Origin of the sequence: Streptomyces himalayensis subsp. himalayensis (genome assembly GCF_013778455.1) — a bacterium.
Taxonomy (GTDB): Bacteria; Actinomycetota; Actinomycetes; order Streptomycetales; family Streptomycetaceae; genus Streptomyces; species Streptomyces himalayensis.
Map to the genome: position 1 here is coordinate 1 of NZ_JACEHE010000007.1, position 16,228 is coordinate 16,228.

General features: G+C 69.1%; 13 protein-coding genes, 1 pseudogene and 1 riboswitch. Of the genes and pseudogenes, 11 read left to right on the top strand and 3 right to left on the bottom strand.

What is annotated here, in order from left to right:
- Nucleotides 1–158 precede the first annotated feature (158 nt).
- The 10 genes and pseudogenes from clsA to H1D24_RS13425 all read left to right on the top strand — a co-directional run.
- Nucleotides 159–767 carry a cardiolipin synthase ClsA gene (gene clsA / locus H1D24_RS13380; RefSeq protein ID WP_181657713.1) on the top strand — a complete coding sequence of 203 codons (609 nt, stop codon included), beginning with the start codon at nucleotides 159–161 and terminating at the stop codon, nucleotides 765–767.
- 114 nt (nucleotides 768–881) lie between these two features.
- On the top strand, nucleotides 882–3,377 hold the full coding sequence (locus tag H1D24_RS13385; protein WP_181657714.1) for a mannose-1-phosphate guanyltransferase: 2,496 nt from the start codon (nucleotides 882–884) through the stop codon (nucleotides 3,375–3,377).
- Between the two features lie 87 nt (nucleotides 3,378–3,464).
- Complete coding sequence (locus H1D24_RS13390; RefSeq protein WP_181657715.1) at nucleotides 3,465–4,367, top strand: DUF881 domain-containing protein; 903 nt, start codon at nucleotides 3,465–3,467, stop codon at nucleotides 4,365–4,367.
- Nucleotides 4,364–4,696, top strand: coding sequence for a small basic family protein (locus H1D24_RS13395; RefSeq protein WP_067272827.1), 333 nt, complete (start codon nucleotides 4,364–4,366; stop codon nucleotides 4,694–4,696). The genes H1D24_RS13390 and H1D24_RS13395 overlap by 4 nt, the downstream gene beginning before the upstream one ends.
- A 5-nt stretch (nucleotides 4,697–4,701) precedes the next feature.
- Entirely contained in the window at nucleotides 4,702–5,712 is a 1,011-nt protein-coding gene (locus H1D24_RS13400) for a DUF881 domain-containing protein (RefSeq protein ID WP_374064230.1), read from the top strand.
- A gap of 61 nt (nucleotides 5,713–5,773) precedes the next feature.
- Entirely contained in the window at nucleotides 5,774–6,745 is a 972-nt protein-coding gene (locus H1D24_RS13405; protein WP_181657716.1) for an FHA domain-containing protein, read from the top strand.
- A gap of 16 nt (nucleotides 6,746–6,761) precedes the next feature.
- Nucleotides 6,762–7,505 (top strand): transcriptional regulator FtsR, encoded by a 744-nt coding sequence (gene ftsR, locus H1D24_RS13410; protein WP_181657717.1) that lies wholly within the window; start codon nucleotides 6,762–6,764, stop codon nucleotides 7,503–7,505.
- A gap of 75 nt (nucleotides 7,506–7,580) precedes the next feature.
- Nucleotides 7,581–8,054: a bifunctional nuclease family protein gene (locus H1D24_RS13415; protein WP_067272821.1), complete on the top strand. Its 474-nt coding sequence runs from the start codon at nucleotides 7,581–7,583 to the stop codon at nucleotides 8,052–8,054.
- Nucleotides 8,055–8,303: 249 nt separating this feature from the next.
- Complete coding sequence (locus H1D24_RS13420; RefSeq protein WP_181657718.1) at nucleotides 8,304–8,933, top strand: MerR family transcriptional regulator; 630 nt, start codon at nucleotides 8,304–8,306, stop codon at nucleotides 8,931–8,933.
- A 170-nt stretch (nucleotides 8,934–9,103) separates the two neighbouring features.
- Nucleotides 9,104–10,531 (top strand): annotated as a pseudogene (locus H1D24_RS13425) (DNA polymerase IV); the annotation flags it as partial.
- Nucleotides 10,532–10,869: 338 nt separating this feature from the next.
- Here the strand turns inward: H1D24_RS13425 and H1D24_RS13430 are convergent.
- The gene (locus tag H1D24_RS13430; protein ID WP_181657719.1) at nucleotides 10,870–11,250 is read right to left on the bottom strand and encodes a PRC-barrel domain-containing protein; all 381 of its coding nucleotides are present in this window, start codon (nucleotides 11,248–11,250) and stop codon (nucleotides 10,870–10,872) included.
- A 125-nt stretch (nucleotides 11,251–11,375) separates the two neighbouring features.
- Nucleotides 11,376–11,472: riboswitch (glycine riboswitch) on the top strand.
- Between the two features lie 176 nt (nucleotides 11,473–11,648).
- Between H1D24_RS13430 and gcvP the strand changes: the two genes are divergently transcribed.
- The gene (gene gcvP / locus H1D24_RS13435) at nucleotides 11,649–14,534 is read left to right on the top strand and encodes an aminomethyl-transferring glycine dehydrogenase (RefSeq protein ID WP_181657720.1); all 2,886 of its coding nucleotides are present in this window, start codon (nucleotides 11,649–11,651) and stop codon (nucleotides 14,532–14,534) included.
- Nucleotides 14,535–14,676: 142 nt separating this feature from the next.
- Here gcvP and H1D24_RS13440 read toward each other — a convergent pair whose 3' ends face one another.
- Together H1D24_RS13440 and H1D24_RS13445 are read right to left on the bottom strand one after the other, a co-directional pair.
- A complete protein-coding gene (locus tag H1D24_RS13440) occupies nucleotides 14,677–14,883 on the bottom strand; it encodes a DUF5999 family protein (RefSeq protein WP_281399313.1) in 207 nt (68 codons plus the stop codon).
- A 304-nt stretch (nucleotides 14,884–15,187) separates the two neighbouring features.
- Nucleotides 15,188–15,805, bottom strand: coding sequence for a hypothetical protein (locus H1D24_RS13445; protein ID WP_181657722.1), 618 nt, complete (start codon nucleotides 15,803–15,805; stop codon nucleotides 15,188–15,190).
- Between the last annotated feature and the right edge of the window lie 423 nt (nucleotides 15,806–16,228).

Below are 16,228 nucleotides of genomic sequence, written 5' to 3' on the forward strand. Positions count from 1 at the left end.
GCCCCTGTACCGGTTTACCGGTACAGGGGCTTTCTGCATTTCCACGGGCCTCACGCACTTCTGCGTTCGGGCTGCTCGATACCCCTCTGCACAGCTGGACGGAGGGTGACGGTAAGGTCAGGAGGCATCGTAGGCACGTTCCCACAGGAGGCCCCCGGGTGGAGGTCCAGGAGACCCGCGTCCAGACAGACCGGGTCCTCACCATCCCGAACATCCTCAGCATGGCGCGTCTCGCCGGCGTGCCCCTCTTCCTGTGGCTGATCCTCAGGCCGGAGTTCGGCGGGCCCAAGAGCGACGGCTGGGCGTTGCTCGTACTGGCGCTCAGCGGTGTCAGTGACTATCTCGACGGCAAGCTCGCGCGACGCTGGAATCAGATCAGCAGTCTCGGTCGGCTACTCGACCCCGCGGCCGATCGTCTTTACATTCTGTCGACGCTGGTCGGTCTTACCTGGCGGGAGATTCTCCCGATCTGGTTGACCGCTGTACTTCTGGCGCGAGAGCTGGTTCTGCTGGTGATGGTGGGCATCCTCAGGCGCCACGGCTATCCGCCGCCGCAGGTCAACTTCCTGGGGAAGGCGGCAACGTTCAACCTGATGTATGCCTTCCCGCTACTTCTTCTCAGTGACGGAAGTAGCTGGATCTCCTCACTCGCTGCTATTTTCGGATGGGCGTTCGCAGGGTGGGGTACAACGCTCTACTGGTGGGCAGGGATCCTCTATGTGGTTCAGGTCCGCCGACTAATCAGGGCGGACGCCGTAGCCGATTGAGCTCGCCTGCAAGGCGGCCGTAGAGGCTTGATGGCCCGTACCTGACATATGCGGGCCAATACGGACGGGTGCAGTCGGCTAGACCGTCGTCTCTTCAAGGAGGACGCTTCCGACATGAAGGCCGTCGTGATGGCCGGAGGCGAAGGCACACGCCTTCGCCCCATGACCTCGAGCATGCCCAAGCCGCTCCTGCCTGTGGCAAATCGCCCGATCATGGAGCATGTGCTTCGGCTGCTAAAGAAGCATGGGCTCACCGAGACCGTGGTTACGGTGCAGTTCTTGGCGTCGCTCGTCAAGAACTATTTTGGAGACGGTGAAGAGCTCGGCATGGAGCTCACCTATGCGAATGAGGAGAAGCCACTCGGTACAGCCGGGAGCGTGAAGAACGCCGAGGAAGCGCTGAAGGACGACGCGTTCCTTGTGATTTCCGGTGATGCGCTGACCGACTTCGACCTCACCGAGCTCGTCAATTTCCACAAGGAAAAGGGAGCCCTCGTCACCGTATGCCTGACTCGCGTTCCGAACCCGCTGGAGTTCGGCATCACCATTCTCGACGAGAACGGCAAGGTCGAGCGCTTCCTCGAGAAGCCGACCTGGGGCCAGGTCTTCTCGGACACGGTGAACACGGGCATTTACGTCATGGAACCGGAGGTGTTCGACTACGTCGAGGCAGACGTACCGGTCGACTGGTCAGGCGATGTCTTCCCCCAGCTCATGAAGGAGGGGAAGCCGGTCTACGGCTATGTCGCGGAGGGGTACTGGGAGGACGTCGGCACGCACGAAAGCTACGTCAAGGCCCAGGCCGACGTGCTCGAGGGCAAGGTCGACGTCGACATCGACGGCTTCGAGATCTCCCCCGGGGTATGGGTGGCCGAGGGCGCCGAAGTGCACCCCGACGCCGTGTTGCGTGGGCCGCTGTACATCGGCGATTACGCCAAGGTCGAGGCCGGCGCGGAGATCCGCGAGCACACCGTCGTGGGCTCGAACGTCGTCGTGAAGAGCGGTGCTTTCCTGCACCGGGCCGTCGTCCACGACAACGTCTACATCGGCCAGCACAGCAATCTACGGGGCTGTGTGATCGGCAAGAACACCGACATCATGCGTGCCGCGCGGATCGAGGACGGCGCTGTCATCGGCGACGAGTGCCTCATCGGTGAGGAATCGATCGTGCAGGGCAATGTGCGGGTCTACCCGTTCAAGACCATCGAGGCCGGCGCGTTCGTCAACACCTCGGTGATCTGGGAGTCCCGCGGGCAGGCCCATCTGTTCGGGGCGCGGGGTGTCTCCGGCATCCTCAATGTGGAGATCACCCCTGAGCTCGCCGTGCGGCTCGCCGGAGCGTATGCGACGACCCTCAAGAAGGGCTCCACGGTCACGACCGCCCGCGACCACTCCCGAGGCGCCCGAGCGCTCAAGAGGGCGGTCATCTCCGCACTGCAGGCCAGCGCCATCGAGGTACGGGACCTGGAGAACGTACCGCTGCCCGTGGCCCGGCAGCAGACGGCGCGGGGCAGTGCGGGCGGCATCATGATCAGGACCACGCCCGGTGTGCCGGACTCCGTCGACATCATGTTCTTCGACGAGCGGGGGGCCGACCTGTCGGCGGGGGGCCAGCGGAAGCTGGACAGGGTGTTCGCGCGCCAGGAGTACCGGCGTGCGTTCCCCGGGGAGATCGGGGACCTGCACTTCCCGTCGAGCGTCTTCGACTCGTACACGGGCTCGCTGCTCCGGAATGTCGACACCACCGGGATCGCCGAATCAGGGCTGAAGGTCGTCGTCGACGCGTCGAACGGCAGCGCCGGTCTTGTTCTACCGAGCCTCCTCGGAAAGCTGGGCGTCGACTCGTTGACCATCAATCCCGGGCTCGACGAGTCCAGGCCGACCGAGTCCGCGGAGGCGCGGAGGTCCGGGATGGTCCGCCTCGGGGAGATCGTCGCCTCGGCGCGTGCCGCCTTCGGCGTGCGGTTCGACCCGGTGGGTGAGCGGCTGTCGCTCGTCGACGAGAAGGGCCGGATCGTCGAGGACGACCGGGCGCTGCTCGTCATGCTGGATCTGGTCGCGGCGGAACGGCGGAGTGGGCGCGTCGCGCTTCCGGTGACGACCACGCGGATCGCGGAGCAGGTGGCGGCGTACCACGGAACGCAGGTCGCCTGGACCACGACGTCGCCGGACGATCTGACCCGCGTCGGGGCCGAGGACGGCACGATCTTCGGCGGTGACGGACGCGGCGGCTTCATCGTGCCGGAGTTCAGCAGTGTCTTCGACGGCACGGCCGCGTTCGTACGGCTGATCGGGCTCGTGGCACGTACGCAGCTCACACTGAGCCAGATCGACGCGCGGATTCCGCGCGCCCACGTGCTGCGACGCGACCTGGCCACTCCGTGGGCCGTCAAGGGCCTGGTCATGCGGCGCGTGGTGGAGGAGGCCGGTGACCGGTCCGTGGACACGACCGACGGTGTACGCGTCGTCGAACCGGACGGCCGCTGGGTGATGGTGCTTCCCGACCCCGCCGAGGCCGTCACGCACCTGTGGGCGGAAGGGCCCGACGACGCGTCCGCGCAGGCGCTTCTCGACGAGTGGTCGGCCGTCGTGGACAGCGCCGGCCGCTGACCGACGCATGTGCCGGACAGCTCTCTGCGGAGTGCTGTCCGGCACACCGGTGGGCCCGTTCGGAGGTAGCGGCGCCGACGTGCGACGATGTGCGGCATGCCGCAGCAGCCCCCCATTCGGAGCACACCCGCGCGCCCCTCGCGTCCGGACGCCTCCATGTCGCTGCTCACCAACGTCATGGACCACAGCCTCGACGACGGCTACGCCGAGGCGGCGGCCCGGAAGAACGCGACGGGTGACAGCCACATGCCGCGCACCTTGCGGGCAAGACTCGGACTCGCTCTGGGGCTGGTTCTCGCCGCGCTCGTGGTGACCGTGGGTGCGGCACAGGCCAGGGTGGCGGCTCCGGCCGCGGCGAAGGAGCGCGAGGAGCTCATCGACCGTATCGAGCAGGAGACGGCTGCGGCCGACAAGCTCGAGAGCACCGTCGACACGCTCCGCGACGACGTGAGCCGACGGCAGAGGGAAGCGCTGCGGACGCAGGGTGGCGACAAGGGCGAACTGGTCGGGCTCCTCTCGGGGGCGACCGCGGTGCACGGCCCCGGCGTGCAGCTGGTGGTCGACGACGCCAAGGAGGCAGACACATCGGCAGGGGGCGGGCCGCGCCAGACCTCGGGCTTCTCCGACACCGGACGGGTACGCGACCGGGACATGCAGCGGGTCGTCAACGGCCTGTGGCAGTCGGGCGCGGAGGCCGTCGCGATCAACGGGCAGCGGCTCACGGCGCTGTCCGCGATCCGGGCCGCGGGTGACGCGATCCTGGTCGACAACAAGCCGCTGGCGCCGCCGTACACGCTGCTCGTGGTCGGGGACGGCAGAAAGTTGAGCACCCGGTTCCAGAACAGCGCCGACGGTCAGTATCTGCACGCCCTGCAGGAGAACTTCGGGATCCGGACCAGTATCTCCGTCGAGGACGACGTCCGGCTGCCCGCCGCACCGAGTGTGATCGTAAGAACAGCAGAGCCGAAGGCAGGGAAGGGCACATCGTGATCGCCGTACTGGGCCTCGTCGTGGGAGTCGTGGTCGGACTGTTGGTCCGCCCCGAGGTTCCGGCGGTGGTCGAGCCGTATCTGCCGATCGCCGTGGTCGCGGCGCTCGACGCCGTGTTCGGAGGCCTGCGGGCGATGCTCGACGGGATCTTCGACGACAAGGTCTTCGTGGTGTCGTTCCTGTCGAACGTCGTGGTCGCCGCGCTGATCGTGTTCCTCGGCGACAAGTTGGGCGTCGGCTCGCAGCTCTCCACCGGCGTCGTGGTGGTCCTCGGCATCCGTATCTTCTCCAACGCTGCCGCGATCCGCCGGCACGTCTTCCGGGCGTGAGGCCGATGAGCGCGGACAAGACGCCGGAGAGCCAGCTGCGCAAGGAAGTTGGCGATGAGGCTGTGGAGGCCTCTGAGGCTAGGGAGGCAGGTGAGACGGCCTCCGGCGGTGCGGACGGCCACCGGAGCAGTGCGGACGCCCAGAAGAACTCCGTCGCCCCAGAAAAGTCTCTGGTCGCACAAGCACCCCAGAACCCTGAGGCCACACAGGCACCCCAAAACCCCCAAGTCTCTACGGGTCGCTCGGCTCGACCCGAGGAGGCATCCGCAGAGGACGACACGCCGGAGCCGTCGCCGACCGGTCGGCAGAGGCTGGCGCAGAGCCTGTGGCCACCGCGCGTAAGCCGTGCCCAACTCATCGTGGCCCTGCTGCTGTTCGTGCTCGGTCTCGGACTGGCCATCCAGGTCCGCTCCAACAGCGACAACAGCGCGCTGCGCGGAGCACGCCAGGAAGATCTCGTACGCATCCTCGATGAACTCGACGACCGTACGCAGCGTCTTGAGGAGGAGAAGCAGCGCCTCGAGGACCAGCGCACCGAACTGGAGACCAGCTCGGACCAGGCCGAGGAGGCCCGCAAACAGACCGTCGAGAAGGAACGGCAACTCGGCATTCTGGCGGGCACGGTGGCGGCGCAGGGCCCCGGCATCACGCTGACCATCGGCGACGAGAAGGGGACGGTCGAGGCCGACATGCTGCTCGACGCCATCCAGGAACTGCGCGCGGCCGGGGCCGAGGCCATCCAGATCAACGATGTCCGGGTGGTCGCCGGCACCTATCTCGCCGATGCGGACGGCGGTGGTGTGAGCGTCGACGGGAACAAGATCAGCCAGCCCTATCGTTTCAAGGTCATCGGCAAGCCGCAGGACCTCGAGCCGGCGCTCAACATCCCCGGAGGCGTGGTGCAGACGCTGGAGAAAGAGCAGGCCACCGCGACGGTGGCGCGCGCCGGGAAGATCGTCGTGGACGCCTTGCGACCCGCGAAGCAGCCTGACTACGCTCGGTCGTCCTCCCGGTGAATCCAAGGTGCATGGGGGGTGCCGCGGCAGGGCAGGAGGTTGCGGGGGGTCGGCGCACCGGATGGGTGGTGCGTGGTGGAAACTGTCTGGTGGATACGGACGTTGTGAGGATGTCCGGGTCAGCCGGTGTGTGCAGTCAGCGTTCGTCCTGCCCCACGGGCGGGTCTGTTTCGTTCAAGGGGAATCGCCCGTGAAGTTGTTTGCGAAGTTGTTCGGCAAGAGCGCGCGCGAGGAGGGTGGCAGTGCCACCGCCCGGCATCGCGCACCGAGCCATGGGGAAGTTCCGGAGCAGGGCGCCGAGCGTCCGCTGTTCCGCGACCAGGTCGCTGGTCCGGGTGGTGACATTTCGGGCGATCAGGGCGCGTCTTCTGTTGACCCTGGTGCATCGGGCCGCATAGGTTTCGGGGAACCGTCAACCTCGAGTACGGGTGGAGGGTTCACCCCCGGCCCGTACGCACCCCATGCCCCTGCGGGCCAGCCGCGGCAGGAGGATCCGTCCATGTCGGCCTTGGTATGTACGAGGTGCGGGAACCGGAACGCCGAGGCAAGCCGATTCTGCTCGAACTGCGGCGCCCCGCTGCGGGCCGGTGCGGGCGAGCGTCCGTCCGAGACGACTTCGACGATTTCCATCTCCGGTATCGAGGCCTATGACGCGGAGATCACCGGCCAGACTCCGTCGCCGGCCCTGTCTCCCGAGGCACAGGCGGCGGTCGACGCGCTTCCGCTCGGATCGGCGCTGCTGGTCGTCCGGCGGGGACCGAACTCGGGCAGCCGCTTCTTGCTGGACGGTGATCTCACGACGGCCGGCCGGCACCCGCAGAGCGACATCTTCCTGGACGACGTGACCGTGTCGCGCCGCCATGTGGAGTTCCGCCGTGGAGCGGACGGCTCGTTCACGGTCGCCGACGTGGGCAGCCTCAACGGCACGTACGTCAACCGGGAGCGGATCGACTCGGTCGTCCTGTCGAACGGCGACGAGGTCCAGATCGGCAAGTACCGGCTGGTCTTCTACGCGAGCCAGCGGGGCATCTGACCTGTCAGGAAGGTCCATGCTGCAAACACCGAGCGGCGGTGCCGGGAGTGGCACCGCCGCAGCGGAAAGTCGGCTGATGAGCATCGGCACCGTGCTGAACGCGCTGCGCGAGGAGTTCCCGGAAGTCACGATCTCCAAGATCCGCTTTCTGGAGTCGGAAGGCCTCATCGAGCCGCAGCGGACCCCGTCGGGCTACCGGAAGTTCAGCCCCGAGGACGTCGAGCGGCTCGGTCACGTACTGCGGATGCAGCGGGACCACTATCTGCCGCTGCGGGTGATCCGTGAGCATCTGGACGTCCTGGAGCGCGGTGAGCCGCTGCAGCTGCCCTCTGTGGGCAGGCCGTGTGTGGGCGGTGACGACGAGCTCCAGGCGGGGGTGCAGGGACCGACTGCCGCCCGCGTGGGCCGGGCTGAGCTCCTGGCGGCGGCCGAGATCGACGAGGAGCAGCTGGCGGAGTGGGAGTCCTACGGCCTCATCGCTCCGCTGCCCGACGGTGGATACGACGCCGAGGCGGTTACGGTCGCGTCTCTCATGGTGGAACTCGGCCGTTTCGGGATCGAGCCGCGCCATCTGCGGGCGATGAAGGCCGCCGCGGACCGGGACGCGGGCCTTGTCGACCAGGTCGTGGCTCCGTTGCGGCGACACCGTAATCCGCAGACCAGGGCCCATGCGGAGGCGCGTGCGAAGGAGCTTGCGGGGCTGACGGTAAGGCTCCATGCGGCGCTCGTGCAGACCGCGCTGGGTGTGCGCCTCCACTGATTTCGTACATGGTCGAACGGTGCACGTGGAGTGCTCGACTACCCAAAGGTGCCGGGCACGGCCTAGGGTTGCTGTGTGAACGAGCTCGACGTCGTAGGTGTCCGGGTCGAAATGCCCTCCAACCAACCGATCGTGCTGCTGCGTGAAGTGGGAGGCGATCGTTACCTCCCCATCTGGATCGGGCCCGGGGAGGCGACGGCGATCGCCTTCGCCCAGCAGGGCATGGCGCCCGCGCGACCGCTGACCCACGACCTGTTCAAGGACGTGCTCGACGCGGTCGGCCAGGAACTCAGCGAAGTGCGCATCACGGACCTGCGCGAGGGCGTCTTCTACGCGGAGCTGGTGTTCGCGAGCGGAGTCGAGGTCAGTGCCCGGCCCTCCGACGCGATAGCGCTGGCGCTGCGCACGGGGACGCCGATCTACGGCAGCGACGGGGTGCTGGACGACGCCGGGATCGCGATCCCGGACGAGCAGGAGGACGAGGTGGAGAAGTTCCGCGAGTTCCTCGACCAGATCTCGCCCGAGGACTTCGGCACCAACAGCCAGTGAAGCGGATGAGGGCACTTGCCCGCCGGAGCCGCAGCCGTTCGGGCCCTGCTCAGAGCCGCAGTTGGAGAGGCCACGGCCGGTGGGTGGTCGGCGGCCGCTGTCCGTGCATTCGGCTAGCCTTTCCCCACGGTGAGGTACGGGAAACCACTCGTAGGGTGATTATCACTCGGCGTGCCGAGTGTGGCGATCGTTGACGCACCCCTGGTGACTGCCTACCGTCGAGAAGGCAGGTCAAGGACGGAGGTCGGCGTGAAAAGCAGCGGCGACGGTACGACTGGGGGTGGCCCCGGACGGGGTCCGGCGGAGGCGTACCCGCTCCACGGCAGCGCGGCCCACCACACTCCGCAACGGCGTGAAGCGGCGCTGGGTAACGGCGGCGCAGCAGTCGAACAAATTGGCTATCGCGGTCCAACGGCCTGTGCGGCGGCCGGCATCACCTATCGGCAGCTCGACTACTGGGCGCGCACGGGCCTCGTCGAGCCGAGTGTGCGACCGGCGTACGGCTCGGGCAGCCAGCGCCTCTACAGCTTCCGGGACGTCGTCGTCCTGAAGATCGTCAAGCGGTTCCTCGACACGGGTGTGTCCCTGCAGAACATCCGCACCGCGGTGCAGCATCTGCGGGAGCGCGGCTTCCGGGATCTGGAGCGCATGACGCTGATGAGTGACGGTGCGACGGTCTACGAATGCTCGTCGCCCGACGAGGTCCACGATCTGCTGCAGGGCGGGCAGGGCATCTTCGGCATCGCCGTGGGCGTGGTCTGGCGGGACGTCGAGAGTGCCCTGTCGCAGCTGCACGGGGAGCGCATCGACACCGGGGAGACGCTGGTCGGACACCACCCCGCCGATGAGCTGGCGAGGCGTCGCAACCGCGCTGTATGAGCGCACGGCCGCAGCGGTCAGGGTCCATGCGGGGTCGTTTTGTCCAGGCGAGGCCGGCTCAACGCGCTCGCGGCGGTCAGTGGCGGGGGCCGGCTCAACGCGCTCGCGGCGGTCACCCGCGGCCGCGGCATCATCGGGCATTGTCAGTGGCGTGAGGCAGCATCGGTGGTGTGAGAACCGCGCCCACCATCCTGCATCTGGACATGGATGCCTTCTACGCCTCCGCGGAGCAGGCGGCGAAGCCCAGTCTGCGCGGAAAGGCCGTGGTGGTGGGCGGGCTGGGGCCGCGCGGAGTGGTCGCCACCGCCTCGTACGAAGCCCGTGTGTTCGGGGTGCACTCCGCGATGCCCATGGCGCAGGCGCGCAGGCTCGCGCCCAATGCCGCGTATCTGGTGCCCCGCTTCGGGCTCTACCGGGAGATCAGCGAGCACGTCATGAGCCTGCTGCACCGCCTGTCGCCGCTTGTCGAGCCGCTCAGCCTGGACGAGGCGTTCGTGGACCTGGAGGCCGGGGGCACGGGCTGGGACGAGGCCTCGGCGCGGGCCACCGGCGAGCGGTTGCGTGCGGACATCAAGGCGCTCACCGGGCTGACCGGGTCCGTGGGGCTGGCGGCGTCGAAGATGCTCGCCAAGATCGCCTCCGAGCAGGCCAAGCCCGACGGCCTCGTGCTGATACGGCCCGGCACGGAGCGCGCGCTGCTGGGCCCGATGTCGGTGCGCGTGCTGCCGGGCGTCGGTCCGGCCACCGGAGACCATCTGCGGCGGGCGGGGATCACCACGGTCGAGGAGATCGCCGAGGCGGGTGTGGACGAGCTCGTACGGCTGCTGGGGAAGGCGCACGGGACCGCTTTGTACGCGATGGCGATGGCGCAGGACGAACGGCCCGTGGTGGCCGAGCGGGACGCCAAGTCGGTCTCGGTCGAGGACACGTACGACGTGGACATCCATGACCGCGTGCGGATCCGGCTGGAGGTGCAGCGGCTCGCGGACCGGTGCGTGCAGCGGCTGCGGGGCGCGGGGCGATCCGGGAGGACGGTGGTCCTCAAGGTGCGGCGGTACGACTTCTCGACGCTGACCCGGTCCGAGACCCTCCGTGGACCCACCGACGACCCCGCCGTGGTCCGGGAGGCCGCGGGGCGGCTGCTCGAGGCCGTGGACACCACCGGTGGGGTGCGGCTGCTCGGGGTCGGCGTGAGCGGGCTCGCCGATTTCACACAGGAGGACCTGTTCGCCCAGGCGGCGGGGGACCGGTCGGAGGAAGCGGAGCACGAGGAGGCGGCGCAGCAGTTGAAGGGGGAAGAGCCGGCGCCGGCCGAGCGGCACTGGCTGGCGGGCCGCGACGTGCGGCATGCCGAGTACGGCGCCGGGTGGGTGCAGGGGAGCGGTCTGGGACGGGTGACCGTGCGGTTCGAGACACCGGGCTCCCCGCCCGGCCGCGTACGCACGTTCAGGACCGACGATCCGGATCTGGAGTCGGCCGAGCCGCTGCCGCTTGTGCCCAACGCCGGCGGTCAGGCCCCGGAACCGGGCACTGGGCCGGATGGTGGGGAGGCAGACGGAAGGGGAGGCGGCAGCGGGAAGGCGGAGGACGGACGTGGCCGCGTCCGGCAGGGCGAACAGACCGGGGTGCCCGCCGACCGCGAGGACGGGGGCGAGCACACCGTCGGTGGGGACAGCACCGATGGCGGCGCCTGCACGCGGGAGGAAGACGGCGTGCACGGCGCCGATGGCGGCGGCGTCGTCGCCCTCGGTGCGGACAGGTGCGGGGGCAGGGAGTACGACGGGAGCGGAGGCAGGGAGTATGACAGGGGCGTAGGTGGAGAGCGCCGCGAACCCGCTGGGCCGGATCGTGCCCCGGACAGTCAGGCGGACCCCGCGGGGGAAGGGGCGGGGTCCGGGTGCGAGAGCCGGCGAGTTGGACCGGCGGGCGGGGAGAGTCAGGTGTCGTCCGAGTCCGCGAGGCGGCCGAAGTCGCGGTCCGGGGGCAGGGCGGCGGCGCCCGGGTCCGAGACGTCCAGGCCGTAGTGGTGGTAGAGCTGCAATTCCTGCTCCGGGGAGAGATGGCGGCCCACGCCGAAGTCGGGGGCGTCCTTGATGAGGGCGCGCTCGAAGGGCACCCGCAGGCTGCCCTCGACCAGCTCGCTCGGCTCCAGGGGCACGAAGGCGTCCCGGCTGAACAGGCCCGTGCGGATGGCCGCCCACTCGGGGACGCCGGTCGCGTCGTCGAGATAGACCTCGTCGACGGTGCCGATCTTGTGACCGTTGCGATCAAATGCCTTGCGGCCTATCAAAGTACGCGGATCGATATCGGTCTGCACGGGCCCTCCAGCTCCTCGCAACTCATCCGTAAGCACTACGAAAGAGCACATTGGGCAAGGCGGCCACTCGAAGCCTCGGCGCAGGTCCCGGGCGAAGCCCTCGCTGGTAGGCTGACAACGGCTGCTGACCCCGTGCGGGAGAGTCCTCCGATCCCCGATCGGAGGCGCCGAAGGAGCAAATCCTCCCCGGAATCTCTCAGGCCCCTGTACCGCACGGACGAGGTCACTCTGGAAAGCAGGGCGGGCGTCGACGGCTTCCGCTCTCACCGACGGTGAAAGCCGGGCGACACGTGTGTGCCCGGTGAAACTCTCAGGTTGAGATGACAGAGGGGGAGGCCGTCCGGGCACCCGCGCGTGGTGCCCACGAAGGTCGTGTAAGACCAGGAGGCCTCCGCACAATGACCGCCAACCGCATTCCGCTCTCCCAGCTGGAGCAGGGCATCCCGTTCGAGCAGCGGCACATCGGGCCCGACGCCGGGGAGCGGGCCAAGATGCTCGCCCAGGTCGGGTACGGCTCGCTGGACGAGCTCACGGCCGCCGCCGTGCCCGATGTGATCAAGAGCGCCGATGCGCTGGAGCTGCCCGGTGCGCGGACCGAGGCCGAGGTGCTGGCCGAGCTGCGCTCGCTCGCCGACGGCAACCAGGTCCTCGACTCGATGATCGGGCTCGGCTACTACGGCACGTTCACCCCGCCGGTCATCCTGCGGAACGTCATGGAGAACCCCGCCTGGTACACCGCCTACACGCCGTACCAGCCGGAGATCTCGCAGGGCCGGCTCGAGGCGCTGCTGAACTTCCAGACGATGGTCGCCGAGCTGACAGGACTGCCCACCTCGGGTGCCTCCCTGCTCGACGAGGGCACGGCGGCGGCCGAGGCCATGGCGCTCTCGCGCCGCGTCGGCAAGGTCAAGAACGGCGTCTTCCTCATCGACGCCGACACGCTGCCGCAGACCATCGCCGTGATCGAGACGCGCGCGGAGCCGACCGGTTTCGAGGTCGTCGTCGCCGATCTGTCCGACGGCATCCCGGCCGACGTCGCCGAGCGCGGGGTCGTGGGTGTGCTGCTGCAGTACCCGGGCGCCTCGGGTGCCGTGCGCGATCTGAAGCCCGTCATCGACCAGGCGCACGAGCTCGGCGCGATCGTCACCGTCGCCGCCGATCTGCTGGCCCTCACCCTGCTGACCTCGCCGGGGGAGCTGGGCGCGGACATCGCCGTCGGCACCACCCAGCGCTTCGGTGTGCCGATGGGCTTCGGCGGGCCGCACGCCGGCTACATGGCAGTCCGTGAGAAGTTCGCCCGCAGCCTGCCCGGCCGTCTGGTCGGTGTCTCCGTCGACGCCGACGGCAACAAGGCGTACCGCCTCGCGCTGCAGACCCGCGAGCAGCACATCCGCCGCGAGAAGGCCACCAGCAACATCTGTACGGCGCAGGTGCTGCTCGCCGTGATGGCGGGCATGTACGCCGTCTACCACGGTCCGGACGGGCTCAAGGCGATCGCGCAGCGCACCCACCGGTACGCCACGATCCTCGCCGAGGGGCTGCGGGCGGGCGGTGTCGAGATCGTGCACGGCGCGTACTTCGACACGCTGACCGCGCGGGTGCCGGGCAAGGCCGCAGAGATCGTCTCCGCGGCCCGTGAGCGCGGGGTCAACGTACGCCTGGTCGACGCGGACCACGTGGGCATCGCCTGCGACGAGACCACCAAGCGTGCGCAGGTGGGCGCCGTCTGGACGGCCTTCGGCGTCGAGGCGGACATCGAGGCGCTCGACGAGACGGCCGCCGAGGCACTCCCCGAGTCGCTGCTGCGCACCGACGACTTCCTCGCGCACCCGGTCTTCCACCAGCACCGTTCCGAGACCGCGATGCTGCGCTACCTGCGCAGGCTCGCCGACCGCGACTACGCGCTCGACCGTGGCATGATCCCGCTGGGCTCCTGCACCATGAAGCTCAACGCGACCACCGAGATGGAGCCGGTCACCTGGCCCGAGTTCGGCCAGCTGCACCCCTTCGCCCCGGCCGACCAGGCGCAGGGCTACCTCACGCTCATCACGGAGCTGGAGGAGCGGCTCGCCGAGGTCACCGGCTACGACAAGGTATCGCTCCAGCCGAACGCCGGTTCGCAGGGCGAGCTGGCCGGTCTGCTGGCCGTACGCGGCTATCACCGGGCCAACGGCGACGACCAGCGCACGGTCTGCCTCATCCCGTCGTCGGCGCACGGCACCAACGCCGCCAGCGCCGTCATGGCCGGCATGAAGGTCGTGGTCGTGAAGACGGCGGACGACGGCGAGATCGACGTCGAGGACCTGCGCGCCAAGATCGAGCAGTACCGTGACGAGCTCTCCGTACTGATGATCACGTACCCGTCGACGCACGGCGTGTTCGAGGAGCACGTCGCCGACATCTGCGCGGCCGTGCACGACGCGGGCGGCCAGGTGTACGTGGACGGTGCGAACCTCAACGCCCTGGTGGGGCTGGCAAAGCCGGGCCACTTCGGCGGTGACGTGTCGCACCTGAACCTGCACAAGACGTTCTGCATCCCGCACGGCGGCGGCGGCCCCGGCGTCGGCCCGGTCGGCGTCCGCGCACACCTCGCCCCGTATCTGCCGAACCACCCGCTGCAGCCCGCCGCCGGCCCCGCGACCGGCGTCGGCCCGATCTCCGCGGCCCCGTGGGGCTCCGCCGGGATCCTGCCCATCTCCTGGGCGTATGTGCGACTCATGGGCGGCGAGGGCCTGAAGCGCGCGACGCAGGTCGCCGTGCTGTCGGCCAACTACATCGCCAAGCGGCTCGAGCCGCACTACCCGGTGCTCTACACGGGCCCCGGCGGGCTCGTCGCACACGAGTGCATCATCGATCTGCGGCCGCTGACCAAGGCGACCGGCGTGAGCGTCGACGACGTGGCCAAGCGCCTCATCGACTACGGCTTCCACGCGCCGACGATGTCGTTCCCGGTGGCCGGGACCCTGATGATCGAGCCCACCGAGAGCGAGGACCTCGGCGAACTCGACCGGTTCTGCGAGGCGATGATCGCCATCCGCGCGGAGATCGAGAAGGTCGGCTCGGGCGAGTGGCCCGCGGACGACAACCCGCTGCGCAACGCACCGCACACCGCGGCCGCCGTCGGCGGAGCCTGGGACCACGCATACTCCCGCGAGGAGGCCGTCTTCCCGGCGGGCGTCTCGGCCGCCGACAAGTACTGGCCGCCGGTGCGCCGCATCGACCAGGCGTACGGCGACCGGAACCTGGTGTGCTCCTGCCCACCGCTGGACGCCTACGAGGACTGACACGTCCGAGGCGGGCTGCACCACAGCGCCGGGAACAGCCGCGCGACATGCGTCGGGGCCGGTTCGGAGATGTCTGTCTCCGGGCCGGCCCCTCATGTGTCCGGACGGCTCGAACGGCCGTCCTCAACCGTGTGCGTGCCGCTCAGGCGGCCGTCACCACCCGACCCGTGCCCAGCGGCCGGTGCGGGGCGATGATCCGCCCGTCCGGCAGCAGCTCACCGGTGTCCTCGAAGAGAAGGACGCCGTTGCAGAGCAGGCTCCACCCCTGTTCCGGGTGGTGCGCCACGAGGACCGCGGCCTCGCGGTCGGCGGAGTCTGCTGTCGGGCACGTGGGCTGGTGCTGGCACATGGATGGGATCTTTCGCTGCGATGTGATGTCTGTCCTGCGGCTCGATGCGTTGTTCATGGCCGCCCCCCGTTTTCAGTTCGGTCCGGAACCAGTGTTGCCCCACGGGCGTGAATCCGCAGGGATTTGGCAGCACTCTCCTCACAGGTTCATGACGCATCACCCGTGCGGACGGTTCACCCCAACTGCACTGTCACTTCGGGGGGTTCGGGGTGGCCCGACGGGACTAGTCCGGAAGGGCCGGTGGGCACGCGCGCGCCCCGCGGCCGGACTACGACGGCGGCGGGGCGCGGAGGGCGCATGCTCTTCAGGCGGCAGGCTGGGCGGGCTCGGTGGGCTGGGCAGGCTGGCCGAGCAGAGGAGCCCGGGTGAGCCGGTGGGTCAGGACGGGCAGCAGATCCGCCACGAGGTGCGGGCGGTGCGCGGCGATGCCGGGCGGTGCGGGCGCGATCGGGACCAGTACGTCCGTGGCGGCGGGCCGGCCCTCGGCGCCGTCCGCGGTGCAGTTGCCGTGCAGCCACAGGGTGAGCATGTACAGCTCGGGTACGGACAGCAGACGGGGCTGGTATGGCGTGGTCATGACCTCGGCCTGGCGCAGGGCCAGTTCGGTGGCCGCGATGTAGGGGCCCTCGAAGAAGTGCGAGAAGGCCCATCCGTCGGGTGTCAGCCTCGTCTCGGCCGCGGCCACCGCGCGGTCGCCCGCGCGGACCAGAAACCGCCAGCCGGTGAGCGTGGTGGTGGGCGAGTGACCGGCCGGGGTGTCCCGGTCCAGTACGTGTACGGGCAGGGGAAGTTCGGGGGTGACGGGTCCCTGGACGGAGCGCAGGGACGGGGTGTGGGCCTCACGGACGGCGGTGGGGGAACCGAGTGCCGTGAGGACGGTGCGAAGCGCGGGCGCGGGAGCCGGGGGAACGTGCAGCGGCATGGTGGGTCGCCTCTCATTCGACAGGCAAGGCTGAGCCAGGGGGTTGCAAACGGCGCTGTGAGCTCGCGGGGTCAGAGGGGGCGGGTATCGACCGTGAGCGCCAACTCTCTGCCTCGTGAGCGGAGTTTATACGACAGTTGTTCACGCAGTGTTTCGCCTAGCCGTCACGCGTATTGCGGGCAAGGCGGTATTCGGCCGCTTTGATGAGGTGTTCGTCCCGATTCTCTGGGTAGTCGAGTCCGTGACCTCGGATTCTCCGGCGGAAGCGGACGGCTGAATCTCGTCGGCTATTTCACCAGACAACTACGAGGGGAATCTGCAGAGTGTGACATGCCCCGTGAATGTGCCGCGTGACATCCGCGCCGAGCGTACCGGGTCATGGGCCGGCGGGGGAGCGTTATCGATCAATTGCCTGGGCATCAT

Excerpts from the sequence above, each read along its gene's own strand:
- ftsR (WP_181657717.1), top strand. The coding sequence starts at position 6,762 with ATGCTGCAAACACCGAGCGGCGGTGCCGGGAGTGGCACCGCCGCAGCG.
- gcvP (WP_181657720.1), top strand. The coding sequence starts at position 11,649 with ATGACCGCCAACCGCATTCCGCTCTCCCAGCTGGAGCAGGGCATCCCG.
- H1D24_RS13400 (WP_374064230.1), top strand. The coding sequence starts at position 4,702 with ATGAGCGCGGACAAGACGCCGGAGAGCCAGCTGCGCAAGGAAGTTGGC.
- H1D24_RS13390 (WP_181657715.1), top strand. The coding sequence starts at position 3,465 with ATGTGCGGCATGCCGCAGCAGCCCCCCATTCGGAGCACACCCGCGCGC.
- H1D24_RS13385 (WP_181657714.1), top strand. The coding sequence starts at position 882 with ATGAAGGCCGTCGTGATGGCCGGAGGCGAAGGCACACGCCTTCGCCCC.
- H1D24_RS13440 (WP_281399313.1), bottom strand. The coding sequence starts at position 14,883 with ATGTGCCAGCACCAGCCCACGTGCCCGACAGCAGACTCCGCCGACCGC.
- H1D24_RS13445 (WP_181657722.1), bottom strand. The coding sequence starts at position 15,805 with ATGCCGCTGCACGTTCCCCCGGCTCCCGCGCCCGCGCTTCGCACCGTC.
- H1D24_RS13405 (WP_181657716.1), top strand. The coding sequence starts at position 5,774 with ATGGGTGGTGCGTGGTGGAAACTGTCTGGTGGATACGGACGTTGTGAG.